Here is a 24,493-nt window from a genome sequence, read left to right as displayed (position 1 = left end):
AGCAGTTCTCGGCCGCCTCCTACGGCCGACAGGTGCCCGGCAGCGCGTGCCGGGCACCTGTCGCAGGCCCGTCGTAGGTACGAGACCGGTTCAGGGTTCCTGGCGGCGGTCGCGCAGGGAGTCCTTGATCCCGCGGGCCTGTTCCTCGGCCTTGCCCGCGGTCTCACGGGCCTTGCCCTTGAGTTGATCCGTCTTGCCCTCGGCCTGCATCCGCTCGCTGCCGGTCGCCTTGCCCGCGACTTCCTTGGCCTTGCCCTTGGCCTGCTCCATCTTTCCCTTGGCCTTTTCCGCCATGAGGAAACACTTCCTTTCCGAAAAACGGTCGGTCGCTGGACAAGCTAGGCGAGATCGGGAGGATTCGCGCGTCGAGGCGAGAGCAGACGGCCCAAGGGGACGACGTTCAGGAGCGCTCCGGCGCACCCACCGGTGGCTCGGGGTGCTCGGCGCGGATCTCCGGCTCCAGCCCCTGGGCGGGCGTGGTGGGAGGCCGTCCGGCATCCGCCCGCCAGGCTTCGAACGCCAGGGTCGTCGCCGTCACCACGACCAGGCCGAGGAGCCAGCCGCCCACCACGTCGCTCACCCAGTGCACGCCGAGTGCCACCCGTGTGTATCCGACGCCCACCACCGAGACCAGGGCCGTCGTCCACGCCAGCGGGCGCCACCGGCGGGGCACCAGCGGCAGCAGGGCCAGGAGCAGCACCGCGCAGGAGGTGGTGGCCGTCATGGCGTGCCCGGAGGGGAAGGAAAATCCGGGCGCGTGGGAGACCGGGTCGGGCAGGTGCGGCCGAGCCCGGGCGACGACGTCCTTCACGAGCAGGCCGAGCAGCCCGCCGGCCGTGGCGGTGACGGCCGCCCACAGCGCCAGCCGTACGGCGCGCCGGATGAGGAGCCACACGACGAGGGCCGCCACGAGCAGCCGCAAGGTCACCGGATCCCACACCACGTGCGTCAGGAAGTCGAGCAGCCGCACCCACGCGGGATGCTCCAGCGCCGCAGTGTGCAGCCGCTCGGCCGTGCCCCGATCCAACCGGAGCAGCGGCTCCCACCGCGACTCCACCAGGACGAGGGCCAGCGCGAACGGCACGGACACCAGGGCGGTGACGGCCACGGTCGTCAGCAGCCGTGCACCGAACCGGGCGTCGGGCCCGGAGCGGTCGGGAAGGCGTACGGTGAGCGCGCGCCGCGGCGCAGAGGGTCGGGGCGGTCGGGGCATGGTCGGGGAGCTCCTTTCACGGGTCGTCCGCCGTGGTCTCAGACTCCGGGGTCCGGGGTGGCCGGTTCGGTCACCCCGGCCCGTACGGCCTCCAGTTGGGCGGCGAAGGCCAGGCCCAGGAACAGGGCCGTCGAGGTCAGGTAGGACCACAGCAGCAGGGCCACGAACGCGCTGAGGGGCCCGTACACGGTGGTGAAAGACCCGCCCGCACCCACGTAGAGGCTCAGCCCCCACGTCGCCAGCAGCCACAGCGCCAGGTAGACCGTAGCGCCGAAGGCCAGCCAGGTGTAACCGGGCTGGGTGCGGCGCGGAGAGAGGCGGAAGACCGCGCTGGTGGCGAGGAGGGCCAGCACCACACCGACGGGCCAGCGCAGCAGGTCCCAGGCACGGGCGGTGCTGGGCTCGAGGTGGTACACCTCAACCACGGCACGGCTCAGATGGGCGCCGAGGACGGTGCCGGAGAAGCTGAGCCCGAGGGGCAGGCCGGCCAGCACGGACATGACGAGCCCGCGGGTGTACTTGGGCAGGAACGGGCGGTCGCGCTCCGTTCCGTAGATGCGGTTGACGCCCCGCTCCACCTGGCACAGGGCGGTGGTCACGTTCACGACGGAGAACAGCAGGCCGAACCAGAGCGCGGCCTGGCTGCCGTCGCCGGGCCGGTGCCGGCTCTGGGCCAGGGCGGCGTCCACCACGTCCCGGCTCGGCCCGCTCGCCAGCTGCCGGATCGTCAGTTCCGCTATCCGGCCGACGGACTCCGTGTGGAGTGCGCCGGACAGCCCGATGAAGGCGATGGCCAGCGGGACGACGGCCAGCACCGTCTGGAGGGCCAGGGCCCTGGAGTGGCTGAAGCCGTCGGCGTACCGGAAGCGGATGAAGGAGTCCCGTACGAGGCTCCAGCCACCGTGGCGCCGCAGCGCGGCCACCGCCTCCTCGGCGGACAGCTCCTCACCCTCCACCGCGCGTTCGGCCTGCCATGCCGCCACGTCCCGGCGCTGCGGTACGCGTGTCGCGGTTCCCATGCCCGTCACCCCTGTCGAAGTCGTGTACCCGGCGGTCCGGTTCAGGCGCCGACGGTGTGCGCGGCCTGTCCGGCCCGGCCCGCTTCACCGGCCGGTTCCGTGCGCCCCCGCTCCCCCGGGGCGTGCGGGGTGCGCGGGGGGATCCAGATCAGCAGTGCGCCGGGGTCCACCTCCGCGCTCAACCGGGTGCCGGTGCCGATGACGTCGCCGTCGAGCTCGCGCGGCTGGGGCCGGGCGAAGCGGAGGTCGACGCGTTCGGCGCTGAAGTACTCCAGCGCGCCGCCGGCCACCGTGCCGTCGCGGCCGGGCGCGGGCCGCCCGGGCAGCATACGCGCCCCGAGGTGCCCCGCCGCAGCGAGCCAGCCGCGTACGCCGCGCGGGTCGGGCAGCAGCGGGAGTCCGCCCTGGAGGGTGCCGACGTTGCCGATGACGACCATGCGGGCGCGGCGCTCCTGTACGGGGCCCAGGTCGAGCCGGATGGACAGGCGCATGCGGGGGTCCCCGAGGTGGCGGGCGGCGGACAGCGCGTACGCCCCCCGGCCGAGGCGCCGCTTCACCCGCTCGGACGCGTCGGCGACCATGGCGGCGTCGAAGCCGGCACCCGCCATGACCGTGAACCGGACGGGCGGCGAGCCGTCGCCGCTGACCCGGCCCACGTCGATGCGGGTGGTCTCGCCGGAGAAGGCCGCCTCCAGCGCCGCGCAAGGGTCCGCGGGCAGCCGCAGGTTGTGCGCGAGCAGGTTTCCGGTGCCGCAGGGAACCACCGCGAGCGGGATCCCGGTGTGGGCCAGCACGTCGGCGCAGGCGCGGACGGTGCCGTCTCCGCCGCAGGCGACGACCAGGGCGGTGTCGTCCTCGTCGATCCGCCCTGCGAGCGCGCCGGCCGGGTGCTCGGCGGATGTCTCCGTCCACACCTGGTCGGCGTAGCCGTGCCGGCGCAGGACCTCCCGGACGCGCTCGGCCAGTTCGCTCGCGCAGCCGTGCGGGTGGCGCACCACCACGGCCCGTCGGCCTGCTCCGGCGCCGCAGGAGGCGGGGTCGTCCGGCGGCCCGCCGGGTACCCGGTGGGCGGTGACGGCGCCGAGCGCGGTCCGTGCGAGGGGACGGCACCGCGCGGGCGGCAACAGCGCGTGTGCCAGGACGAGCAGGGCGCAGGCGCCGTTGAGCAGGCCGCCGACGACGTCCGACGGGTGGTGCATGCCCCGGTAGACCCGGGAGCACGCCACAAGAACCGGGACCGCGAGCAGGAGGGTGACCAGGGCCGGCCGCACCCACCGCCGAGCGGGGCGCAGGCGGAGCGCCACGAGTACGGCGAGGCCTCCGAACAGGGCCGTCGCCGCGCCGACGTGGCCGGAGGGGAAGCTGGACGTCGGCGGCGCGGCGTCCAGGTGGAGCACGTGAGGACGCGGCCGCTCCACGATGAGGGTGACCAGGAGGAAGACCGCGGACTGCGCGGCGACGGCGCCGGCCAGGAACAGGGCCTCCCGCAGCCACCGCCCGCGCGAGACCGCCAGCACCGCGGCGGCGGCGAGGGCGGTCAGGGCCGTGATGCTCGGCGTGCCGGCCAGTTGGGACAGCCACTCCGACAGGAGGAGCGCGGGGCCGCCTCGGTGCGCGGCCAGGCTGCGGTCGACGCCGTCTTCCGCCGCCACCGGCCACCGGTCCGCCAGCGGCCCGGTGATGATCAGCCCCAGGCCGGCCATGAGGACGGCCTGTACGGGCAGCAGCCCGAGGACGGGCAGTCGGCAAGGTGGTGGAGGAGCGCTGTGTCCGGGTCTCATTGACGGCGTGTAACCCGAGGCGGGCCGTCCATGCGTGTCCTGCTCCGGCTCCTCGGGCGGCCGGAGCCGGTCGGGGCCGACGGTACGGCTCAGCCCCGCCGGGGCGGCACGGTCACGGCCTTGCCCTCGGCCACACTGGGCGCGGTGGCGAAGGCCAGTTCGGCACTGGTGATCTCCAGCAGCCGGGCCGGCCGGCGCGGCACGGTGCCCGCCAGGACCACCGGGTGGTCCAGGGCGGCTTGCAGCATGATGCTGAGCGCGGTCGAGTCGATGAACGTCACCTCGGCCACGTCCAGGACGAACCGGGCGACACCGGGCGCCGCGGGATCCATCGCCGTCCGCAGATCGGCCACGTTGTCCATGTCGAACTCCCCCGCCATCACGACGATGCGCACCTCCCCGTCGCAGCGGGTCCCGACGCGGCCGCGTGTCCCGTCGTTGTGCGTGTCCATGCTGCTCGCGTCCGCTCTCCCCGTGTCGGCGGACCCCGTCGAAGCGGTCCTTGCTGTCCTGGGCGGGGGGCGGGGCGGTGCCGTTCTCCACGGAGGCGATGGCGGGCGCGGCGAACCGGTCCCGCCTGGTCCGGGCGGCCTCCTGGGGAGAGGCCGGCCGCCGCCTCCCGGAACGCCGTCAGGCCCGCCACCAGCGCGTCCACCGCCTCGGGCGCCATCCGCCCGAGCAGCGCCGACAGATCCCGCAGCCGGATCGCCCGCCGCTCGTCCAGGAGCGCCCGCCCCCGGGGCGTGAGCCGCACCTCCACCTCGCGCCGCCGGAGCGGGTGGGGTGAGCGGGTGAGCAGCCCCATGGCCTCCAACCGGTCGCAGAGCCGGGTGACCGACGGCGGACGGGATCCGAGCACATCGCCCAGGGCCCGCAGGTTGACGCCCTCGGCGCCCTCGACGGCGAGCAGCGCCCGCAGCTGCGACGGCGACACCGCCGGTGTCACACCGTCCTGCCCCCGGGCGTGCAGCACCGCGAGGAGGTCCGCCGCGGCGGCCAGGACCGCGGCCGGATCCTCGTGCGCGCCGGAGCGGCCGGGGCCGGGCATGCCCCCACTGTGCCACCGTCCGGCACGGTCGGCCCGCGACGCTACCGCCCGTCGCCTTCGGGCACCGCGCCGGGCCTGCCGTGCCAGTCGAGACAGACGGCCATCGCGTCATCGGCGGCGTCCCCACCGCCCCGGTACCCCGGCAGCTCTTCCAGGAGCGCCCGCGGCACCTGCGAGGGCGGCAGCAGCCGCGTGTTCAGGACGGCTCTGGTCAGCGCGTGCAGGCCGTACGGTTCACCGGCCGGGGAGAGCACGTCGTAGACGCCGTCGCTCAGGAGAACCAGCCGGTCCCCCGGCAGGACCCTGAAGCGCTGACAGGTGTAGACGGTGTCCTCGAACATGCCGAGCGGCAGCTGCGCCTCCAGGTCGAGCGGCTCCACCGCGCCCCCGCGCAGCCGCCAGAGCCGGGGCGATCCGGCGTCGATGGCCTCGACCTCGCCCGTGTCCAGGTCGAAGCGGAGCAGCAGCATCGACAGGTGCTGCCGCCCCTGGTAGTGGCCGTACAGGGCCTGGTCCGCCAGGTCCGCCAGGGCCGCCTGATCGGCGAGGCCGAGGCCGGCCCGCCGGGCGTTGCGCAGGGCGCTGACGGCGAGACTGGTCAGCAGCGCCGCCTCGACGCCCTCGCCCATGCCGTTGTTGACGGTCAGCGTCAGGTGGTCGGCGGAGGCCGACCAGTCGAAGCTGTCGCCGAAGATCGCGTACGCGGGCTCCAGCTGCGCCCCGAGGTCGTACTCCGGCCGGGAACAGGAACGCCCCGGCAGCAGCTGCCACTGCATCTCCGCCGCCAGGGTGAGTCTCCTGGCCCGGCGCGCCTGGAGGAAGAAGTCGGTGTCGCGGTCGGCGACGAGGATCTCGTGGGCCAGCGCGTCGGCCACGTCCTGCAGCGGGTCGAGGAGTTCACCGACCGAGACGCCGGCCGGAAAGCGGACGCTCAGGACCCCGAGCCGGTCACCGCGCACGGTCACCGGCAGGTGCACGGTGGTCCCGCTCGCCCCGGGGACCACGTGCGGCTCCTGGGCGCCGAAGGCACGGCCCTCGGCGCCGTTGTACGCCGACACGGAATCGGCGGTGAAGGGCCGGGCGGTGACGGGCTGGAGCCGTGCCGAGGCGTAGTCGGCCATCAGCAGGTCGGCACCGGCCGCCCCGTGGTCCCGGACCAGGAGGCCCCGGACCTCCTCGAACACCTCGTGCGGGGCGGCGCCGCGCAGCACGCGCTCGACGCCACCGCCGCCCCCGACGCCCTCTGCGCGTACGACTTCGGTCACCGGCCCCGTTCCTGTCTCTCTCGCAACTGCCAAGATGGGGGACGACGAAGCCGCCGGTCCACCGAGGAAGGGCCGCGCGTACGTCCGGTAGGGAGTGTCACATGAGTCAGCGGTCGACCGACGCCGCCGGGCCCACCGCCCCGGCCGTGGCGGAGATGAGCGAGCTGATCGAGCTGCTGGAGGTGGTCTGGGAGCGGGGCCGGGACACCGCCAGTGCCCCGCCCGTCTCCTCGGCGCAAGCCCGGGTGCTGTTCCTCGTCGAGGCGAACGGCCGGCTGAACCTGCGCGAGCTCGGCAGACTGCTGGAGGCGGCCCCGCCGTCCGTCACCCGGCTCTGCGACCGTCTGCAGGCCGTGGGCTTCCTCGAACGGCACCCCGGGGCCGACGACCGCCGGGAGGTGCTGCTCCGGCTGACCCCCTCGGGCCTGACGTACCTCCAACGGCTGCGCACCCGCAGGCAGGAGGTGCTGGCCGAGGCGATGGCCGAAATACCGGAGGCGTCCCGGGCGGCCCTGGCGACGGGGCTCGCGGCCTTCTGCGCCGCGGTGGCGAAGCCGCTGCGGCTTCCGGCCCCGGAGTCCTTCACCACCAGGACGGCCTGAACCGGCCGGCACCCCACCCGGCGGCGTGCCCCCGCGGGGCCGGATCAGCTCAGACGGAGCACCGTCGTGATGGTCTTGCCGTCGGCACGGGTGCTGCAGTCGACGCGGTCCGCCAGACGCTGGACGAGGGGCCAGCCGTAGCCGCCGGGGTGGTCGACCGTCCCCGTACGGGCCGTGGGCAGGCGGGGGTTGGCGTCGGCGATCGACAGGCGCAGGACGCCGTCCTCTATGTCGGCCCGGAAGGCGGTGACTCCGTGGCCGTGCCGGATCGCGTTGGTGACCAGCTCCGAGGTGACGAGCAGCGCGTCCGCGGCGGGGACGCCGTCAAGGCTGACACCTGCGAGCAGCAGCAGTTCGCGGACGTGGTCACGGGCCGCGGCCGCGGACCCGGGCGGTACGGCGTGCCCGTCACCGGCCGCCTCCTCGCGGTGCCGCTGCGAGCCCTGGGGGGCCTGGGACGGCGGGGGTGGGTGGTTCATGCTCATCGCCTGCCCATGCCCGTACGGATCGTACCGTGACGCCCCGTTCGGGCACGCCGGATGGCGGTCAGCATGTCATCGCGGTCGCCAGGCTGTCGGCCATACGGAACGCCGGTGCCGCTCCTGTGACGTCCAACAGCCTCCGGACGGCGGTGTGCAGGGGGCCGGCGAGGACGAACACGGAGCCGGCGGCCTCATGGGCCCGCTGCGCGGCGAGCAGCGCGTGCAGCACGGAGGAGTCCACGAAGGGGGTACCCGACAGGTCCACGACGGTGCGCGGCGGGCCGCCCTCCGACGCCTGCGCGAGAGCACGGGCCAGCAACGGCGCATCGTCCTCGTCGACTTCGCCGTGCAGGCTGATGACGGTCGCATCGCGTTCTGCGGTCGTGGTGACGACCGCTTCCCCTCCGGTCACCGGACCATTCTCCTCCATCGTGTGCGGTACGGGATACCGGGCATCCGCCCGGCACGCATCCCCGCTCCCTCGTCCCTCCCGGGAATGAACCCTCGACACCCCGTCCACCCGGGGCCCGGTTGCGAGGTGTGCTGCCCATGGAGGATGGTTGCCGCAGGACAACTGTTATTCCGAGGTCTTTCCGCCGTGATGAACGCGATGAAGAGGTGAGGGGTCCGCGCAGCGGGCCTTCAACGTTTGGTTCCTTCCACCGAGACGACGTCGAACCCGCCCGCCACGGCCCGGCCGTGGAGCCAGGCCCCCTACCCGGTGCTGGTGGCCGACGCGGATGCGCTCGTGGTCCACGCCAACGAAGCGGCGGGGCTGGTGTTCCCGGACGCCCGCCCGGGCTCGCCGATGGCGGACACGGTCCCCGGCTGGCTCGTGGCGGCGCACGCGCGCTGCACCACCCCCCTCCCCGCGCAGCGCCCGCCGGCCGATGCCGGCATCGTCCAGGGGTGGGTCGGCGACCGCTCCTACGAGGCGCACCCGACACCCCGTGACGACGGCACGGTCGTGTGGTGGCTGGTCGACGACACCGACCACCGCCTGGCCCGCGAAGCCCTGCGGACGGAACGCAGACGCACCGAGTTCCTGGTCCGCTCCTCCAATCTCCTGCTGTCGTCCCTGAACCTCGGCCGCTGCATGGACGTCACGGCGCAGATGGCGGCCGACCACCTCGCCGACGCGGCCCTGGTGATCGCCCCCGTGCAGGGCCGCCGGCTTCCCGTCGTCTCGTGCGTCCGGGGCGGAAGCCCGTCCGTGTCCCGTGCCGCCGTCGACCCCGGGGACGTGCCCGGGCTCGCCGAGGCGCTCCAGGGTTTCCCGCCCGTCCCCTCCCGCTGGCTCGACCCGTCGGCCGCGCCGGCCTGGCTGGTCCCGGACGGCCTCGGCGCCCTGGGGTCGATCGTCATCACACCCCTGCCCGGGCACGGTGTGCCCGCGGGCGCCCTGGTGCTGCTGCGCGGCGACGGCGCCGGCGCGTTCACGGAGGGCGAGGAGGTGTTCGCGCGCCTGTTCGCCGCTCGCGCCGGCGCCGCGATGTCGGCCGCCCGGCTCTACGCGGAGCAGGCGTCGATCACCGACACCCTGATGCGCGCGCTCCTGCCCCCGTCGCTGCACCAGGTCTCCGGGGTGGAGTACTACGCCGGCGGCTACCGGCCGTCGAAGGACCACGAGCGGGTCGGCGGCGACTTCTACGACGTCCACCCCGCCACCGACGAGGGCGCGCCCTCCTTCGTCGTCCTCGGAGACGTGTGCGGCAAGGGGCTGGAAGCCGCGGTGATGACCGGCAAGATCCGCAACACGCTGCACGCCCTCCTGCCGATGGCCGACGACCACCACCGGATGCTCAGTCTGCTCAACACCTCGCTGCTGAACTCCGAGAACGCCCGCTTCGCCACCATGGTGCTCGCCTCCGCGGCCCGGGACGGCAACACCGTGCGGCTGCGCCTCACGAGCGCCGGACACCCCGCGCCTCTGATCCTGCGCTCCGACGGCCGGGTGGAGGAGGCCCCCACCAAAGGCACCCTGGTGGGTGCGCTGCCCGAGATCACCACGCAGACCGCCCGCGTGACACTCTCCCCCGGGGACACCTGCGTGCTGTACACCGACGGAATCAGCGAGGCGCGGGGAGGGCCCATGGGCGGTGTGATGTTCGGGGAGGAGCGGCTGCGCCGCGCCCTGTCGCAGTGCGCGGCGATGCCCGCCGAGGCGGTGGTGGAGCACGTGCAGATGCTCACCTCCCAGTGGGTGGGGTCGGGGCGCCACGACGACATGGCCGTCGTGGTCATCTCGGCGCCGCGCACCAACCACCTCAGCGCCGTGGACGGCCACACCCGCGGAAGGTTCACCGCGTGAGCCCGTACGACACCACGGCACCGGCGCCGGCCCCTGCCACCACGGCGGCATCCGCATCGGCATCGGGCGAACTCCGTGCGCGGGTGTGGGAGTCGGTGATGGCCTTCGACGAGGCCGCCACGATCGGCACGGTGGTCCGCGCGCTGGACGAGGGCGTGGGCGCCGAGGCCCTCCTGCTCGACGTCATCGCCTCCGTCCAGGGACGGGTGGGCCGGGAGTGGGCGGCCAACCGCATCACGGTCGCCCAGGAGCACGCCGCCACCGCCATCAACGACCGGGCCGTCACGGCCGTCGCCCTGCACCCCTCGGTGCACCCGGCGCCGACGCGCGGCCGGGTGGTGGTGGCCTGCGTGGACGGCGAATGGCACGCGCTGCCCGCCCGGCTCCTGGCCGAGGTACTGCGCCTCAGGGGCTGGCACGTCGACTACCTCGGGGCGCAGGTCACCGCCCCGCACCTCGTCGCACACCTGCACCGGACCGGGCCGGACGCCGTCGCCCTCTCCGGCTCCCTCGCGACGCGGCTGCCCGCCGCGCACGCCACGATCACCGCCTGCCAGGCCGTCGGGACCCCCGTCATCGTGGGCGGGGCGGCCTTCGGCCCCGGGGGCCGGTACGCCCGCCTGCTGGGCGCGGACGGCTGGGCACCCGACGCCCGGGCCGCCGCCGACGAGCTGGCCTGCGGCCCACTGCCGCGGGTCCGGCCCGGCCACCAGGCCGTCGAGGACCTGCCCCACCTCAAGGACCAGGAGTACACGCTGGTGGCCCGCAGCCGTCCGCGGCTGGTCGGCTCCGTGTTCGGGAAACTGGCGAACGCCTACCCGGCGGTGCGCACCTACACCGAGGTCCAGCGCGAGCGCACGGCCGAGGACCTCTCCCACATCGTCGAGTTCCTCGCCGCCGCTCTCTACACCGGTGACGAGGACCTCTTCTGCGGCTTCCTGGTGTGGACCGCCGGAGTCCTGGACGCCCGCGGGGTTCCCGCCGCCTCACTGCTGCCCGCCCTGGAGCTCCTGGAACGGGAACTGCAGGACTTCCCCCGCGCCACCGCCACCCTGCGGGCCGGAGCCGCCCGCCTGACCCGCATCCCCCTCACCACTGCTCTCGCCACTGCCGGGACCGCTGAATGACGAGCCTGCCCTCCGCCCCGCTCGGCCTGACGTACTCCGCCTCGCACGACACGGTGCGGGTCGAGCTGAGCGGCGACCTCGACCACCTGCACGCCGACCTCCTCGTCGACGCCGTGGACCAGTTGCTCACCGCGCGTCCCGGGCTGCGGGACCTGCGGCTGGACTGCGGCGGGCTGACGGCCGTCGACTCCAGCGGCCTGGCGGCGCTGCTGATGGTCAGGCGACGCACCGGCACGGCGGGCGCGGGGCTTCACCTCGACGCGCGGACCGTACAGCTGGACCGTCTCCTGGAGCTCACCGGCACGCTGGAGTACCTCACGGCACCCGGTACGGGCGGACAGGCCCTGCGCGGCACCGGATGCGGCAGCCCGCGCAGCGCTCCGGCGGACGAGCACCGGCCCCCCACTCCCTCCGGCGTTGCGGAGCCGCGTACCTGAGCCTCTGCCGCATCACTGGCCTGCGGAGCTGATGTGCAGGGCGCAGATGTCGTCGCGACGGGCCTGCGGGGCGACCAGCGCCCGCACGATCGAGTCCAGGAACCGCGGCGTGCCGACGTGGGCCGCGGCTGTGGCGGCCAGGCGGGCCAGGCCCTCGTCGATGGACTCGCCCGGCCTTTCGACCAGGCCGTCGGTGTAGAGGAGCAGGTGGTCGCCGGGCAGCAGGTCGACGGTGGAGACCTCGTAGTGGGCTCCCTCGTCGGCGCCCAGCAGAATGCCGGACGTGGAGGGCAGGAAGCGCGCCCGGCCGTCACGCACGAGAAGGGGCGGTGGGTGGCCGGCGCACACCCAGGTGAGGCGGGAGTCGGCCGGCCGGTACACGGCCATGATCATGGTGGCCGTGGTGCCGCTCCGCTCCGGGGTGTGCAGCAGCAGGGTGTTCAGGTTGCCCAGGACGGTGGGCAGGGGGGTGCCCGTGAGGGCCATGCCCTTGGCGGTGAAGCGCAGCAGGGCCATGGTGGCGACCGCGTCCAGCCCGTGGCCGGCGACGTCGCCGACGACGAACAGGGCACTGCCGTCGGGCAGCTCGATGGCGCTGTACCAGTCGCCGCCCAGATCGAGACCTTCCTGCAGGGGCCGGTAGGCGACTTCGACGGTGAGGCCCGCCAGGTCCAACTGCCGGCGGGGCACCGGCAGCAGGGTGTGCCGGAGGCGGGCGGCGAGGTCGCGTTCGGCGGTCAGCAGGCTCTGCTGGGCCAGCGCCTCCTGCTGCTGTTCCCGCAGCTGCTGTGCGGCGTGCTCGGCCGCGGTGAGGTCCTGGAAGAAGCCGTGGACCTGGACGGGCCGGCCCTGTACGTCCGTCTCGGTGTCGGCGACCACCCGCACGTGGCGGACCCCGTGACCGGGAAGACGGACGCGGAACGTACGGTCCATCGGGTCCCCGGTCCTCAGCAGGCGCCCGACCGCGTCCTGCACCGCGGCACGGTCCTCGGGCTCGGCGTGGGTGGCGAGTTCCTCCAGCGTCATCGGCCCCTGCGACCGGTCCCTTTCGAAGATCGCGTACACCTCGTCGGACCAGGTGATCTCCCCCCGGACCAGGTCACGGTCCACCCAGCCCATGCGGCCCGAACGCTGCATGAGCGCCAGCCGGCGCTGCTCGCGCTCGCCGGCGTCCAGGCGGCTCCAGGAGACGATCAGCCCGTTCCGGCACCGCACCACGCGCACGCCGTACCGGGAGCGGTGCGGGACGCCGGCGGTGCTCTCCTCGTACTCGAGCTGTCCCTCGTAGGCGGCTCCCGTCTCCAGCACTCCCAGGTAGCCGCGCCACAGGTCGGTGGCGTCGATGCCCGGATACGTCCGCTGGACGCTCAGCCCCAGAAGGGCGCGGCCGCGGCGCCCGCCGATGTCGACCGCCTCGGGCGAAGCGGCCACGAGCCGGAAGTCCGCCACCTCACCCTCGGCCCCGTACTGCGGCCGGAGGAAGACCACCGAACCCGAAAGCCCTGCCAGGACCTCCTGGACCACCGTCTCGACCAGGCCGTCTCCGTCTGCCGCCGGGCCGGCGCCAGTCTCCGGCGCTCCCGGCCCCTCGTGGTCCGTCATACAGCGAGGATGCCACGGCGGCAGCACCGCAAGCCCACACCGGCCACACGTTCCCCCGCCTCGCCACGAGCCCTGAATTCCGCCGTTTGACGACGACGGCACTACCCGTGTGCGTCGTAGTCGTGAGGGTGACCGCCGCGCCATTCGATGAGCGGGGAGTCGGCCAGTGCCTCGGGCTCCTGGGCCCCGGCCCGGCGGAGGAATTCGACCAGGTCACGGTCGCTGTAGGCGGTGCCGGAGATGATCGCGTCGATGCGCACGCGGCGGCCGCCGCTGTCGTTGGGCGGGTAGACGACCACTGGGTGTCCGGCCATGACACCACCTTCCTGCGCGCCGGGCCTCGTGGTCGAGCCCGCAGACTCTGCGGCAAACCGCAGGCTCACCGGCCGCTGCCGCATCTGCCGCCCAGCGGCCCGTCCCCCCTGGTGACCACCGCGTGCCCGCCGAGAGGTGAGCGCGCAGGCCCGGGCATCACTGCGGGAGGAGGCCGCGCTCCGCCTCTGCGGCGGCCCTGGACGGGAACTGAACGATCACGCCGCTGCGGGACCGGGTGCGGTCGTCCGGCCCGGCGCCGTGGCTCACAGCCAGCCGTTGCGCTGGGCCTGGAGGGCCATCTGGAAGCGGTTCTCGGCGCCCAGGCGGGCCATGAGGATCTGGAGCCGGCGGAAGAAGGTGCGACGGCTGACGCCCAGTTCGCGGGCGATGACCTCGTCGCCCGCGCCACCGGCGAGGAGGCGGAGCAGCCGGCGGTCGGCCGGCTGCAGGCCGGCCGGGCGGGTGGCGCGGCCGTGGAAGGGCAGGGCTTGCTGCCAGGTCTGCTCGAACAGGGCGACCAGGGCCGAGAGCAGGCCGCACGGCTGGACCACGAGCGTCGTGTTGTGCACGTCGGCCTCCCTGATCGACAGGGACACCAGCGCGTACGCCTCGTCGATGACCAGCAGCTTGACCGGCACCGTCGGCGCCACCCTGGCCTGCTCTCCCGCCTCGATGCACGGCTCGATGGCCGTCTCCAGCCGCCCGGGCGTCTCCAGTGACGCCTTCGAGTAGACGACCCGCTGCGTCACTCCGCGGGCGAGGGTGGCCAGCGCGTCGTCGAGGGCTTCGGTCTGCGGGAAGTAGGGCGGCGATTCGAGCTGGCGGATCTGCTCGCGGGCGCTGGCCCAGGCCTGGCGGAGCCTCGGGCCGACGGCGTCACCGGTGACGACTTCGACGAGGTTGTCGTCGCGGGCCGTGAGCCGCCGCCGGCGGAAGGACTCGAACGCGCCGCCCACGGTGATGCGGGACGCGTCCAGCTCGGCCGCACGCCGCCTGGCGAGGATCTCCAGGCCGGCGGCGGGAGGGACCGGCGCCACCACGTCCGCGCCCTCGTCGGCCGCGCCGGCCAGCCCGGCGTCGACCAGCTCACCGTAGGCCGCGGCGAACTCGCCGCCCTCCAGCCCGGCCGCCCGCCGCAGCTCGGAGAGCGGTGCGGGAGCCAGGTCCAGAAGGGACAGGTACACGCGACCCGCCGCGGGGCCGACCCCCAGCATCCGCAGGGCCTCGTCCAGTTTCGCGTTCGCCATGCACCGCATTATCGACGACCACGGGACAGGGGTGACCGATCAGTGCCACTGGCACGACAGGGCCTCCGGAGGGCGCGCCGCCGCAGTACCGTCCGGGCATCGCCGGGGTCTCCCGGCAGCCGAAACCGTCCGGAAGAAGGTGCACGACGTGGCGAACGCTCGCAAGAACGGCCTCTACACGGAGATCTCCGACGAGCTGTCCGCTCTGATGAAGACGGGCTGGGCGGACACCGAACGGCACGACCTCGCGGTCGACGAGCAGGCTCCGTACGCGGCACTCCGCCGAGCCGCCCTCTCCGCCCGCTTCCCCGGTGAGCGGCTGGTGGTGCCGTCCGGCAACCTCAAGCCCCGCTCGAACGACGACCTGTACCCGTTCCGCCCGTACTCGGGCTACGTCCACATGACCGGGGACCAGGCCCGCGACGGCGCGCTCGTCCTCGAACCCCGGCCGGACGGCGAACACGACGCGTACTGCTACCTGCTGCCGCGCGACAAGCGTGACACCGACGAGTTCTGGCTGGGCTACACCGCCGAGCTGTGGATGGGCCGTCGCCGCTCCCTCGCCGAGTCGGAGCGGGTGCTCGGGCTGGCCTGTCGCGACGTCCGCGCGGCGGTGGGCGACCTGGCCGCCGCGACCGACGTGCCCACGCGCATCGTCCGCGGCGTCGACCCGGAGCTGGAAGCCGCGGTCACCACCGACGCCGGACGCGACGCCGAGCTGGAGGAGGCCCTGAGCGGGCTCCGCCTCGTCAAGGACGAATGGGAGATCGGCGAGATGCGCAAGGCGGTGGACTCCACCGTGCGCGGATTCACCGACTGCGTCGGCGAGCTCTCGCGGGCGATCGCCTCCTCCGAACGGTGGATCGAGGGCACCTTCTTCCGCCGGGCACGGCTGGAGGGCAACTCCGTCGGATACGGCTCGATCTGCGCCGCGGGCGACCACGCCACGATCATGCACTGGACCGACAACGACGGCCCGGTACGGCCCGGCGACCTCCTCCTGTTGGACGCCGGCGTGGAGACCCGCACCCTCTACACCGCCGACGTCACCCGCACCCTGCCCGTCAGCGGCACGTTCACGCCCGTGCAGCGCACGGTCTACGACGCGGTGTACGAAGCTCAGGAGGCGGGCATCGCCGCCGTGAAGCCGGGGGCCGCGTACCGCGACTTCCACGTGGCGGCGCAGCGGTACCTGGCGGAGAAGCTCGTCGAGTGGGGCTTCGTCGAAGGTCCGGCGGACCGTGCGTACGAGCTCGGACTGCAGCGCCGTTTCACCATGGCCGGCACCGGCCACATGCTCGGCCTGGACGTCCACGACTGCGCCCAGGCCCGCACCGAGGAGTACGTCGAGGGGGTGCTGGAGCCGGGCATGGTGCTCACGGTGGAGCCGGGCCTGTACTTCCAGCCGGACGACCTCACGGTCCCCGAGGAGTGGCGCGGCATCGGCGTCCGGATCGAGGACGACCTGCTGGTGACCGCCGACGGCCACGAGAACCTGTCCGCGGGCCTGCCGCGCTCGGCGGACGAGGTCGAGGCGTGGATGGCCCGCGTGGCGGGCTGAGCGGCGGGAGGCCGGGGCGGGCGCCGTCGGCCCGGGCCGCCCCGGCACTGCCGACGGATCGCGGGCGGCGGTACCCGGGAAGGGTGACTGTGCACCGTGATGCGGGACCGGACGCGCCGCAGGGGGAAGTCCTCGAGCGGGACCACCGTCGATTCGACCGTGGTCGTGCCCTGCGGGCCGGCGGAAGGAAAGTCCTGTGGATGCCATCGTGCTGCTGCGCGAAGACCATAAGACCGTCGAGAGGCTGTTCAAGCAGTTCGAGAAGACCGACGACGAGGACACCACCGAGCGTCGCCGGATCGCGGACGAGGTGATCGAGGAGCTCACCGTCCACGCCTGGATCGAGGAGCAGTACTTCTACCCGGCCGCCCGCGAGGCCGCCCCCGACACCAAGGACCATGTCCTGGAGAGCGTCGAGGAGCACCACGCGGTGGTGTGGATGCTCTCCGAGCTGAGGACCATGGACGCCTCCGACGAGCGGTTCAAGGCCAAGATGACCGTGCTGATGGAACAGGTGCGCCATCATGTCGAGGAGGAGGAGCAGGACTGGTTCCCCGACGTGCGCAAGGCCATGGGCCGCAACCGCCTCGTCGACCTCGGCATGCAGCTGGAAGAGGCCAAGGGGCAGGCCCCGCGCGATCCGCTGAAGGTCCCCAGCGCGGCATCCGGATGACCACCGGGGCAGGGCGCCCACGCAGGGGGCGGCGGGTGCGCCGGGCAGGTGAGACGCTGGCCGTGGCCCTGGCCGTCGTCGCGGCGGGTGGGTGCGGGGCGCCCGGACCGCGCGAGGACGACGCCGTCTCCGCGGCGCTCGCCTTCGAGAACGCGCTGGGCAGCTCCCGCTACGCGCGGGCCTGCTCCCTTCTGGCACCCCGGACCCGCCGGGAAGCAGCAGCCGAGGAGGACTGCGGCCCTGCCCTCGCGAAGCAGAACGTGCCGGTCGCAGCCGGCGGGGCGTCGGCACGGGCCGGAGGCGGTCGCGTTCTACACCTCCGGGCAGCTCTTCCTGGAGGAGTACTACACGCTTGCCGTCCTGGCCCGTGGCGGCATCGGCACCCCTCATCTGGACGGCAACACCCGGCTGTGCACGGCCACGGCGGGGGAAGCTCTGAAGGAGTCGTTCGGCAGCGACGGGCAGCCCGGCTCGTACGAGGACATCGACCACGCCGATGCGATCGCCCTCTTCGGGCACAACATCGCCGAGACGCAGGTGGTCCAGTGGATGCGGATCCTGGACCGGCCGGACGGTGACGAGCCGCCCCGGCTGCTGTGCGTCGACCCCCGGCTCACCCGGTGGCGCGGCGGGCGAGTGTGCATCTGGCGCCCCGGCTCGGGACCAACGTGGCACTGCTCAACGCCCTGCTGCACGAGGTCATCCGGCACGGCTGGACCGACCCCGGGTACATCGCCCGGCACACGGTCGGGTTCGAGGCTCTGCGTGAGCGGGTCGAGCCGTGCACGGCTCGCCGGGCCGCCGGGATCTGCGACGTGCCGGCGGCCGCGATCGAGGAGGCCGCCGAGCTGCTCTGCAGCGCCGACCGGCTGCTGTCGACCGTGCTGCAGGGGTTCTACCAGGCCAACCAGGCGACCGCCGCGGGCGTCGAGGTCAGCCCCGAGGAGGCCTTCGAGGCGTGGAAGCGGTGCAGTGCCGGACGCCCCTGCGACTACACGGGCCTGACCTACGACACGCTCCGCGGCCCGAGCGGCATCCAGTGGCCTTGCACCGCACAGGCTCCGGCCGGCACGGACCGCCTGTACGGCGACGGCGTGGCCTGGGCACACCCGGACCTGTGCGAGACGTACGGCAAGGACCTGGTGACGGGCGAACCGCTGGGCGAGGAGTGGTACCGGTCGGTGAACCCGGAGGGGAAGGCGCTCATCAAGGCCGCCCCCTACGTCCCGCCTGAGGAGTGGCCGGACGAGGACCACCCCTTCCAACTGACCACCGGACGCACTCTCTACCACTTCCACACCCGCACGAAGACGGGGCGGGTGCCCCAACTCGCCGGCGCCGCACCGGACGTATGGGTGCAGATCGCGGACGAGGACGCGACCCGCCTCGGGCTGGCGGAAGGCGACCTCGTCGACGTCACCACGCAGCGCGGCATGCTGCGTGGACGGTTGCGCGTCGGTGCCGTCCGTCCGGGTGTCCTGTTCGTACCCTTCCACTACGGGTACTGGGACACCCCGGCCGGCAGGGCTCCGGCCCCGGGTGTCCCGGGGCGTGCCGCGAACGAGGTGATCGCCACGCTCTGGGATCCCGTCTCCAAGCAGCCGCAGTTCAAAACCGCCACAGCCGCCCTGGCCCTCGTCGAACGGGCCGACGGCCCGGGCGGGGCCGCGGGACGGTCGCCGTCAGCCTGACGGGGCGTCCTCGAAGGCGATCTCGCCGCTCGGGCGGAGCTCGGCCGCCATGTTGCGTTCCATCATGCGCAGGGCCGCCTCGGCGAGGCCGGCGTCGATGTGGGCGACCGCGTCGAGGGCCACGACGACGTCGAGATGCCGGATGTGGGCGTCCAGAGCCGAGTAGAGCACGCACTGCTCGGTCACCTGTCCGCACAGCACCACCCGTTGGACGCGGAGCTGGCTCAGCAAGTAGGCCAGGGGCGTTTCGAAGAAGGCCGAGTGCCGTGCCTTCACGACGAAGAGGGCGTCCTCGTCGGGCGCGATCGGTTCGACCAGGCCCGCGTACCGGCCGGCGAGGGCCGCTTCGAGGATCTCGCCGTGGTGGGAGCGCCAGCGGCCGAAGTTGTCGTTCACGTAGACGACGGGCGCGTCGGCGTGACGCGCCCGTTCGAGGAGTGCTCCGACGCCCGGAAGGGCTTCACGAACGGACCGCACGAGCACCTCGGCGTCCTCGTGCTCGTAGGTGTTCAGCATGTCGATCACGATGAGTGCCGTCCGGGCCATGTCGTCGCCTCCCGCCACGCCGGGCACCTGCCCGCGCCGTCCGGCGGCAATCGCTCCATCGATCGCCCGGTCCACTCGGCCGTGCCAGGCGATGCGGGGCCGGGGCGCACTGCCGCGGCCGGGGCGACGGGCGTTGCTGCCGGCTCCCCGGGTACGCGCTATATCCTGAAGGTAGAAAAGCGCGCATATGTGCGACATAGACCCTCAAGGGGATGTTGGCCATGGAGGCCCAGGCAGCGACCCAGCCGGTCACGAGCCGTGTTTCACCCGACGAAGGCATCCGGACGTGCCGTCCCGCCATCGTGCGTCAGACGCGGTCCGACGGTGCCGAAGGCGAGGAGACACCCACCGCGCCGGATTGGAACATCGTCCGGGGCGAAGACTAGCGCCGCACCGCAGCAGGGGGTATACGGCGTGCCGTCTGCGTCGCCTTCGCGCGGGAGGGCGCGGACGTCGTGTTCACCCACCTGCCCGAGGAGGCCGCCGAGACCGCCCGCCTGATCCGCCGGGCCGACCGCACCGCCGTAGCGGTCGCGTGCGACATCCGGCACGAAGGCGAGTGCACCGCCCTGGTCGACAGGGCGGTGGGTCCCGGACGAGCCGAACGGCCGGGTCAGTCGCGCGGTGACCAGAAGGCCGTCAGCGTCCCGCTGCCCGGAGACAGCTGCTGCCCGCCGCCGGGCACGTCCACCACCACGACGCCCGAGGTCGGGAATCCTTCCTTCAGCCGCTCCAGCAGCTCCGGAGGGCCGCTCCGGCAGAGGCCGACCGCCAGGTCGTGGATGCCCGGATTGTGGCCGACCAGTACCAGGGAGCCGAGGCCCCGTGCCCGCTCCGTCAGTGCGCTGACCAGCACACTCGGTACCGCGTTGTAGAGCCGCTCGTCGTACAGGGCGGGCGGCGGGTCCTCCAGGGCGGGGACCGCGAGCTGCCATGTCTGCCTCGTCCTGCGGGCCGGCGAGCACAGCACCAGATCCGGCTCGAAACCGGAGTCCGCGAGCCAGCGGCCCGTCAGAGGCGCCTCGGCCCTTCCGCGCTTGCTCAAAGGACGATCGATGTCGTCGTACGGCCGGTGCTTCGGCACCGCTTTCGCGTGCCTCACCAGCAGCAACCGGCACACGGCCGCCCTGTCGGGGGCCGAGGACGCCGACTGGAGGCCGGAATTTGGGGACATGGCCGTCTCCTTCCGAGTACCCACGGCACCTCGCCCGGCGGCTGAGTGGGGGCGGGCGGTTCAGGGCCGCTCGCGCAGGACCCTGACGCTGGTCACGTCCGTGTCGACGGCATCGGGCACGACCATGCCGGCCTCGACACCGGTGCGCAGGTAGCGCAGGACCTCGGCGGTCAGCCGTTCACCGGGCAGCGCGGCGGGGATGCCGGGCGGGTAGGGAGTGAGCATCTCAGCGGCGATGCGCCCGTCGGCATGTGCCCACGGGACTTGTTCGGTGCGTCCGAAGAACGCGTCGCGGGGCAGCGCCACCTGTTCCAGGCGGAGTTCGAGGGGCGACGGGACGTGCACGGGCTGTCCGGTCCGCAGTCCGGGCGCGTGGGCTGCGAAGTCGGTCAGGGCCGCAAGCAGGATGCCGGCGGTGTGGTCGTCGTCGGCGTGGGTGAGCTGGGCGCTGATACGGCGGTGGTCGCAGACGTGGAGGTTGACGCGGTGGTTCGCGCGCAGCCAGTCGGCGGCCCGGTATCCGGTGATCTGCAGGGCGCTGACGTCGATGATGATCTGGAGCGGGTCCAGGTCGGAGGCCTTGCCGGGGCCGCAGAAGTCGGCGCGGTCGTGGACGTGCATGCCGTCGATCCGGGAGATCCGGTCGCGGACCCGGCCGGTGAGGGTGAGCGCGTCGTCGTAGAGGGTCTTGCCGTGCTCGACCATCTGACGGCGCCAGCCGTCGAGGGCGGCGTACACGAGGACGGAGGGGCTGGTGGTGCCCAGGAGGTCTTCACGGCCCTTCAGTACTTCGGGGGCCACCAGGTCGCCCTGGAGGTGGAAGACCGAGCTCTGTTCGAGTCCGGAGCCCATCTTGTGCACCGAGGTGACGCACACGTCGGCGCCGGCGTCCATGGCCCAGGTCGGCAGGTCGGGGTGGAAGGGAAGGTGGGCGCCCCATGCCTCGTCGACGATGAGGGGGACGCCGCGGCGATGGCAGACCTCGGCGATGGCCACCAGGTCCGAGCAGGTCCCGTAGGGAGTCGGGGTGGTGACGAGCGCGCCGCGGGCGCCGGGATGCCTGGCCAGCGCTTCGTCGAACGCCTCGGGGGACGGCGGGTGGGCCAGGTGGCGTCGGGCGTCCCACTGCGGGTCGGCCCAGACGGGGCGGATGCCGGACAGGACCAGCCCTGAGACCACTGCCTTGTGCGCGTCCCGTCCGACCACCAGCTCCTCGTGTGGCCCGGCGACCGAGAGCATCGCGGACTTCACGGACAGCGAGCTGCCGCAGGTGGAGAAGAAGGCGTGGTCGGCGCCGACGGCCTCGGCCATGAGCGCCTGCGCCTCCTCGACGATCCCCCGGGAGGAGCTGCGGTCGTCCAGGCCGCTCGTGGCCAGGACGTCCGAGTGGAACACGGCGTCACCGAGCACGGCACGCACCCGGGGATCCGCCCCTCTTCCCTGCTTGTGTCCCGGCGGGGTGAACGGCGTCTGGCCGGTTTCGTGGTAGGCGGCCAGGGCATCCAGTACGGGTGTCCGCGACTGATCCATACCTTCGCGCCTGCCCACCGCACGTGTGCGAAAACGCTCGCAGGACCCGGGTGTGCCGACGGGAGTCCTGTCGGCTTGCTGACGTCGCCCGTCAGCCGGCGTGCACGTGCGGACGGCGGGAGCGGTCCGGTTCGGCCTCGCGGATGACCTCGCGGGTGACGGGGGCGACCTCGCCCTGGCCGAAGAGGAAGAACCGGAAGAAGTTGGCCATCGGGTTGCCCTCGGTCCACTCGAAGTAGATGTGGGGCCGTTGGCCCGTCTCGTCGCGGACGTGGAGCAGGAGGGCGGCCAGCGCGTTGGGGATGCTGGAGCTCTCCAGGGTCAGGACGCGGTAGCGGTCGTGGAGGACTTCGCCGCGCACGCGCATCCCGGATTCGAATTCGGAGGCGTCCAGGACGGTGACCTCGACGAACATGACGTCGTCCTCGGCCGGGATGTCGTTGTCCGCGCGGATCTGCGCCTTCTTCTGCCGGTACTCCTCAAGGTCCCGGCTGTCCGGCTCGTTGGCGATGAACCGGATCGTCCGGTTGGCGGTGTCGCGGATGAACCGTTCCGCCATGTCGTCGAACTCGATGTGCGTGACGCGCAGCTCGAAGACGCGGGCGAGGCGCGAGAGGAGCGAGAGCGCCATGATGCCGCCGATGAAGCAGGCGCCGATCTTCACGCCGTCGGGGCGCTCGGCGACGTTGATCGCGGTGGTGTAGATGAAGACGGCCGAGATGATGCCGAAGCCGATGGTCCAGCCGCGCTCCCCGGCCCGGCGGGCGGCGATGGTCACGGCGACGGCCGCAGAGGTGATCAGGACCAGGACACCGGTGGCGTAGGCGCCGCCCTGGGCGTCGACGTCGGCGTTGAAGATCCAGGTCACCAGGAAGGCGATCAGGGTGAAGACGATGACCATGGGGCGCAGGGCGCGGGCCCATTGCGGGGCCATGCCGTAGCGGGGCAGGTAGCGCGGCATCAGGTTGAGCAGACCGGCCATGGCGGAGGCGCCCGCGAACCACAGGATGCAGATCGTCGAGATGTCATAGACCGTGCCGAAGGCGGTGCCGAGGTACTCGTGGGCCAGGTAGGCCAGGGCTCGGCCGTTGGCCTCGCCGCCCGGCTGGAACTGGGCGGCCGGGATCAGCAGCGTGGTGATGAGGCTGGAGCAGATCAGGAAGATGCTCATGATCACGGCCGCCGTGGTCAGCAGCTTCTTCGCTCCGCGGATCCGCCCGGCGGGCTTCTCCTCGGTGTCCGTGGGGTCGCCGTGGACGTGCGGCATGACCGCCACACCGGTCTCGAAGCCGGACAGGCCCAGGGCGAGCTTGGGGAACACGACGAGCGCGATGGCGATCATCATGAAGGGGTTGCCGTGCTCGGCGGTCAGCGCGGTCGTCCAGTCGGTGATGACCTGCGGCTCCGCGAACACGTGCCACAGCCCGACCGCCACCACGATGACGTTCAGGCCGAGGTAGGTGGCCACCAGGACCACGGCGACGCCGATGGCCTCGCTGAACCCCTTGAGGAAGACGCCGCCGAGCAGCGCGATCAGGATCAGGGTGATCAGTACCTCGTGGCCCTGCAGGGTGCTGGTCAGGTGCGGGTTCTCCACCATGTGCGCGGTCGCGTCGGCGGCCGACAGGGTGATGGTGATCAGGAAGTCCGTCGCCGCGAACCCCAGAAGGGTCAGGACGAACAGCTTTCCCTTCCAGAAGGAGAGCAGCTTCTCCAGCATGGCGATGGAGCCCTCGCCGTGCGGGCTCTCCTCGGCCACGCGCCGGTAGACGGGCAGCGCGCCGAAGAGGGTCAGCAGCACGAGCACGATGGTCGCCAGCGGCGACAGCAGACCGGCTGCGAGGAAGGCGATGCCGGGCTGGTAGCCGAGGGTGGAGAAGTAGTCCAGTCCCGTCAGGCACATGACCCGCCACCACGGCCGGCCGTGCGGCTGGGCCGCCGCTTCCTTGGCGGCGGGGGAACTGGTCTGGGCGGTCAGGCCTTCCAGCATCCACGCGCGCAGGCGCGAGGAGCGGGCAGGGGTGGCCATGGTCGGGCGCTCCTGTCGTACGGTGTGGATTCAGCCATCGGAGTCGACGGCTGGGCCAGCGTACGCAGCGAGAACGCAGCCAATACGTCTATAGCCTCGTCTGACGGAATCCTGACGCGCTCTTAACGCCCTTCCTTCCGGTGGCCTAGGGAACTCCCTCCCCCTGGGGGCAGAGCATGGTAGAGAGGATCACCCGGGACTCAGCCCAGGCCGGGGATGAGGGAGACCAGAAGGTCGATGAGCTTGATCCCGACGAACGGCAGGACGAGCCCGCCCAGGCCGTAGACGCCGAGGTTGCGGCGCAGCGGGCCGTGGGCGGAGGCGGGCGGGTTCGGTCTCCGGGATCAGGACGGTCACCTGCGCGTCCTGGTGGGTCTGCGCCGGCTTCCGTACGTACGCCGACAGGGGCCGTCCGAGCGCTCGGATGTCCGAGGCAAGCTCGATCAGTTCGACGCCCGGCTGCCACAAGCACGACGGCAGCGTGTGGCTGCGCCGCCCGGGCCGGGTGACGGAGTATGCCGAGTGGCCGGACGGCGAGACCGAGCTGCGGGTCGTCGGCGGCGGACACTACTACGGCCGCTTCCTCCTGGATCCCCACCCCGGCCCGCTGCCCCCGGAACGGGACCGTCTGGTGGCCGTCGCGCTGGCCGCCCAGGCAGGCGCCGCGCTCGACACGGCCGGGCTCTCCCACCGGGTCTGACCGGGCCCCCGGCCGGCCCTCCCCCGGTGCTTCCCGTCAGGGTGGCGTCAAGAGTTCCGCCGAGCCCGTATGGACCCCGTCAAGGCGTCTTAACGGCGGGATGAAGACACGGTTATCTCGTCATCGGCCATCTGGCCGAT

22 protein-coding genes and 3 pseudogenes are annotated in these 24,493 nt (G+C 72.9%); 9 read left to right on the top strand and 16 right to left on the bottom strand.

Annotated features, from left to right (window positions below):
- Positions 1–90: 90 nt before the first annotated feature.
- From ACFY15_RS30205 to ACFY15_RS30175, 7 genes and pseudogenes are all read right to left on the bottom strand, one after another.
- Complete coding sequence (locus ACFY15_RS30205) at positions 91–294, bottom strand: CsbD family protein (RefSeq protein ID WP_390690027.1); 204 nt, start codon at positions 292–294, stop codon at positions 91–93.
- A gap of 106 nt (positions 295–400) precedes the next feature.
- The gene (locus ACFY15_RS30200) at positions 401–1,213 is read right to left on the bottom strand and encodes a phosphatase PAP2 family protein (RefSeq protein WP_390690026.1); all 813 of its coding nucleotides are present in this window, start codon (positions 1,211–1,213) and stop codon (positions 401–403) included.
- A 38-nt stretch (positions 1,214–1,251) separates the two neighbouring features.
- Positions 1,252–2,232 (bottom strand): YihY/virulence factor BrkB family protein, encoded by a 981-nt coding sequence (locus ACFY15_RS30195; protein WP_390826426.1) that lies wholly within the window; start codon positions 2,230–2,232, stop codon positions 1,252–1,254.
- 41 nt (positions 2,233–2,273) lie between these two features.
- Positions 2,274–4,013 (bottom strand): diacylglycerol kinase family protein, encoded by a 1,740-nt coding sequence (locus ACFY15_RS30190; protein WP_390826425.1) that lies wholly within the window; start codon positions 4,011–4,013, stop codon positions 2,274–2,276.
- Positions 4,014–4,102: 89 nt separating this feature from the next.
- Complete coding sequence (locus ACFY15_RS30185) at positions 4,103–4,408, bottom strand: STAS domain-containing protein (RefSeq protein WP_390826424.1); 306 nt, start codon at positions 4,406–4,408, stop codon at positions 4,103–4,105.
- Positions 4,409–4,575: 167 nt separating this feature from the next.
- A pseudogene (locus ACFY15_RS30180) lies at positions 4,576–5,061 on the bottom strand (MarR family winged helix-turn-helix transcriptional regulator); the annotation flags it as partial.
- Between the two features lie 41 nt (positions 5,062–5,102).
- Positions 5,103–6,326, bottom strand: coding sequence for a PP2C family protein-serine/threonine phosphatase (locus tag ACFY15_RS30175; protein ID WP_390690024.1), 1,224 nt, complete (start codon positions 6,324–6,326; stop codon positions 5,103–5,105).
- A gap of 101 nt (positions 6,327–6,427) precedes the next feature.
- On the opposite strand from ACFY15_RS30175, the gene ACFY15_RS30170 reads away from it, so the two are divergent.
- Positions 6,428–6,928: a MarR family winged helix-turn-helix transcriptional regulator gene (locus ACFY15_RS30170; RefSeq protein ID WP_390826423.1), complete on the top strand. Its 501-nt coding sequence runs from the start codon at positions 6,428–6,430 to the stop codon at positions 6,926–6,928.
- Between the two features lie 44 nt (positions 6,929–6,972).
- Here the strand turns inward: ACFY15_RS30170 and ACFY15_RS30165 are convergent, their stop codons facing one another.
- On the bottom strand, positions 6,973–7,407 hold the full coding sequence (locus ACFY15_RS30165) for an ATP-binding protein (protein WP_390826422.1): 435 nt from the start codon (positions 7,405–7,407) through the stop codon (positions 6,973–6,975).
- Positions 7,408–7,474: 67 nt separating this feature from the next.
- On the bottom strand, positions 7,475–7,822 hold the full coding sequence (locus ACFY15_RS30160; protein WP_390826421.1) for an STAS domain-containing protein: 348 nt from the start codon (positions 7,820–7,822) through the stop codon (positions 7,475–7,477).
- Between the two features lie 309 nt (positions 7,823–8,131).
- Between ACFY15_RS30160 and ACFY15_RS30155 the strand changes: the two genes are divergently transcribed.
- From ACFY15_RS30155 to ACFY15_RS30145, 3 genes are read left to right on the top strand one after another with little or no spacing between them, the layout of a single operon-like run.
- On the top strand, positions 8,132–9,721 hold the full coding sequence (locus ACFY15_RS30155; RefSeq protein WP_390826450.1) for a PP2C family protein-serine/threonine phosphatase: 1,590 nt from the start codon (positions 8,132–8,134) through the stop codon (positions 9,719–9,721).
- Entirely contained in the window at positions 9,718–10,848 is a 1,131-nt protein-coding gene (locus ACFY15_RS30150) for a B12-binding domain-containing protein (RefSeq protein ID WP_390826420.1), read from the top strand. Before ACFY15_RS30155 ends, ACFY15_RS30150 begins: the two co-directional genes overlap by 4 nt.
- Positions 10,845–11,285: an STAS domain-containing protein gene (locus tag ACFY15_RS30145; protein ID WP_390826419.1), complete on the top strand. Its 441-nt coding sequence runs from the start codon at positions 10,845–10,847 to the stop codon at positions 11,283–11,285. Before ACFY15_RS30150 ends, ACFY15_RS30145 begins: the two co-directional genes overlap by 4 nt.
- Before the next feature lie 12 nt (positions 11,286–11,297).
- Here the strand turns inward: ACFY15_RS30145 and ACFY15_RS30140 are convergent, their stop codons facing one another.
- The 3 genes from ACFY15_RS30140 to ACFY15_RS30130 all read right to left on the bottom strand — a co-directional run bounded on the left by ACFY15_RS30140 (position 11,298) and on the right by ACFY15_RS30130 (position 14,449).
- Entirely contained in the window at positions 11,298–12,887 is a 1,590-nt protein-coding gene (locus tag ACFY15_RS30140; RefSeq protein ID WP_390826418.1) for a PP2C family protein-serine/threonine phosphatase, read from the bottom strand.
- Positions 12,888–12,988: 101 nt separating this feature from the next.
- Positions 12,989–13,201, bottom strand: a complete 213-nt coding sequence (locus tag ACFY15_RS30135; protein WP_390826417.1) for a hypothetical protein — start codon at positions 13,199–13,201, stop codon at positions 12,989–12,991.
- A 264-nt stretch (positions 13,202–13,465) separates the two neighbouring features.
- A complete protein-coding gene (locus tag ACFY15_RS30130) occupies positions 13,466–14,449 on the bottom strand; it encodes a LuxR family transcriptional regulator (RefSeq protein ID WP_390690017.1) in 984 nt (327 codons plus the stop codon).
- Between the two features lie 148 nt (positions 14,450–14,597).
- Between ACFY15_RS30130 and ACFY15_RS30125 the strand changes: the two genes are divergently transcribed.
- The 3 genes and pseudogenes from ACFY15_RS30125 to ACFY15_RS30115 form a co-directional block, all read left to right on the top strand.
- Positions 14,598–16,010, top strand: a complete 1,413-nt coding sequence (locus ACFY15_RS30125) for an aminopeptidase P family protein (protein WP_390826416.1) — start codon at positions 14,598–14,600, stop codon at positions 16,008–16,010.
- A gap of 196 nt (positions 16,011–16,206) precedes the next feature.
- Positions 16,207–16,683 carry a hemerythrin domain-containing protein gene (locus tag ACFY15_RS30120; RefSeq protein WP_390826415.1) on the top strand — a complete coding sequence of 159 codons (477 nt, stop codon included), beginning with the start codon at positions 16,207–16,209 and terminating at the stop codon, positions 16,681–16,683.
- A gap of 291 nt (positions 16,684–16,974) precedes the next feature.
- Positions 16,975–18,374: pseudogene (locus tag ACFY15_RS30115) on the top strand (molybdopterin oxidoreductase family protein); the annotation flags it as partial.
- On the opposite strand, the gene ACFY15_RS30110 reads toward ACFY15_RS30115, so the two are convergent.
- Complete coding sequence (locus tag ACFY15_RS30110) at positions 18,366–18,920, bottom strand: cysteine hydrolase family protein (protein WP_390690127.1); 555 nt, start codon at positions 18,918–18,920, stop codon at positions 18,366–18,368. The pseudogene ACFY15_RS30115 and the gene ACFY15_RS30110 overlap by 9 nt on opposite strands.
- A gap of 404 nt (positions 18,921–19,324) precedes the next feature.
- Between ACFY15_RS30110 and ACFY15_RS30105 the strand changes: the two are divergent.
- Positions 19,325–19,507: pseudogene (locus tag ACFY15_RS30105) on the top strand (SDR family oxidoreductase); the annotation flags it as partial.
- A 26-nt stretch (positions 19,508–19,533) separates the two neighbouring features.
- Here the strand turns inward: ACFY15_RS30105 and ACFY15_RS30100 are convergent.
- The 3 genes from ACFY15_RS30100 to ACFY15_RS30090 all read right to left on the bottom strand — a co-directional run bounded on the left by ACFY15_RS30100 (position 19,534) and on the right by ACFY15_RS30090 (position 23,653).
- Positions 19,534–20,094, bottom strand: a complete 561-nt coding sequence (locus ACFY15_RS30100; RefSeq protein WP_390826414.1) for a SixA phosphatase family protein — start codon at positions 20,092–20,094, stop codon at positions 19,534–19,536.
- 60 nt (positions 20,095–20,154) lie between these two features.
- On the bottom strand, positions 20,155–21,624 hold the full coding sequence (locus ACFY15_RS30095) for an aminotransferase class I/II-fold pyridoxal phosphate-dependent enzyme (protein WP_390826413.1): 1,470 nt from the start codon (positions 21,622–21,624) through the stop codon (positions 20,155–20,157).
- Positions 21,625–21,715: 91 nt separating this feature from the next.
- The gene (locus ACFY15_RS30090; RefSeq protein WP_390690012.1) at positions 21,716–23,653 is read right to left on the bottom strand and encodes an amino acid transporter; all 1,938 of its coding nucleotides are present in this window, start codon (positions 23,651–23,653) and stop codon (positions 21,716–21,718) included.
- 424 nt (positions 23,654–24,077) lie between these two features.
- On the opposite strand from ACFY15_RS30090, the gene ACFY15_RS30085 reads away from it, so the two are divergent.
- Positions 24,078–24,353 carry a hypothetical protein gene (locus tag ACFY15_RS30085; protein WP_390826412.1) on the top strand — a complete coding sequence of 92 codons (276 nt, stop codon included), beginning with the start codon at positions 24,078–24,080 and terminating at the stop codon, positions 24,351–24,353.
- Positions 24,354–24,493: the final 140 nt, after the last annotated feature.

The organism is Streptomyces sp. NPDC001373, assembly GCF_042895815.1.
Lineage (GTDB): Bacteria > Actinomycetota > Actinomycetes > Streptomycetales > Streptomycetaceae > Streptomyces.
Note: the sequence above shows the minus strand (reverse complement) of the source record. Positions and strands in the feature narration are given on the sequence as shown.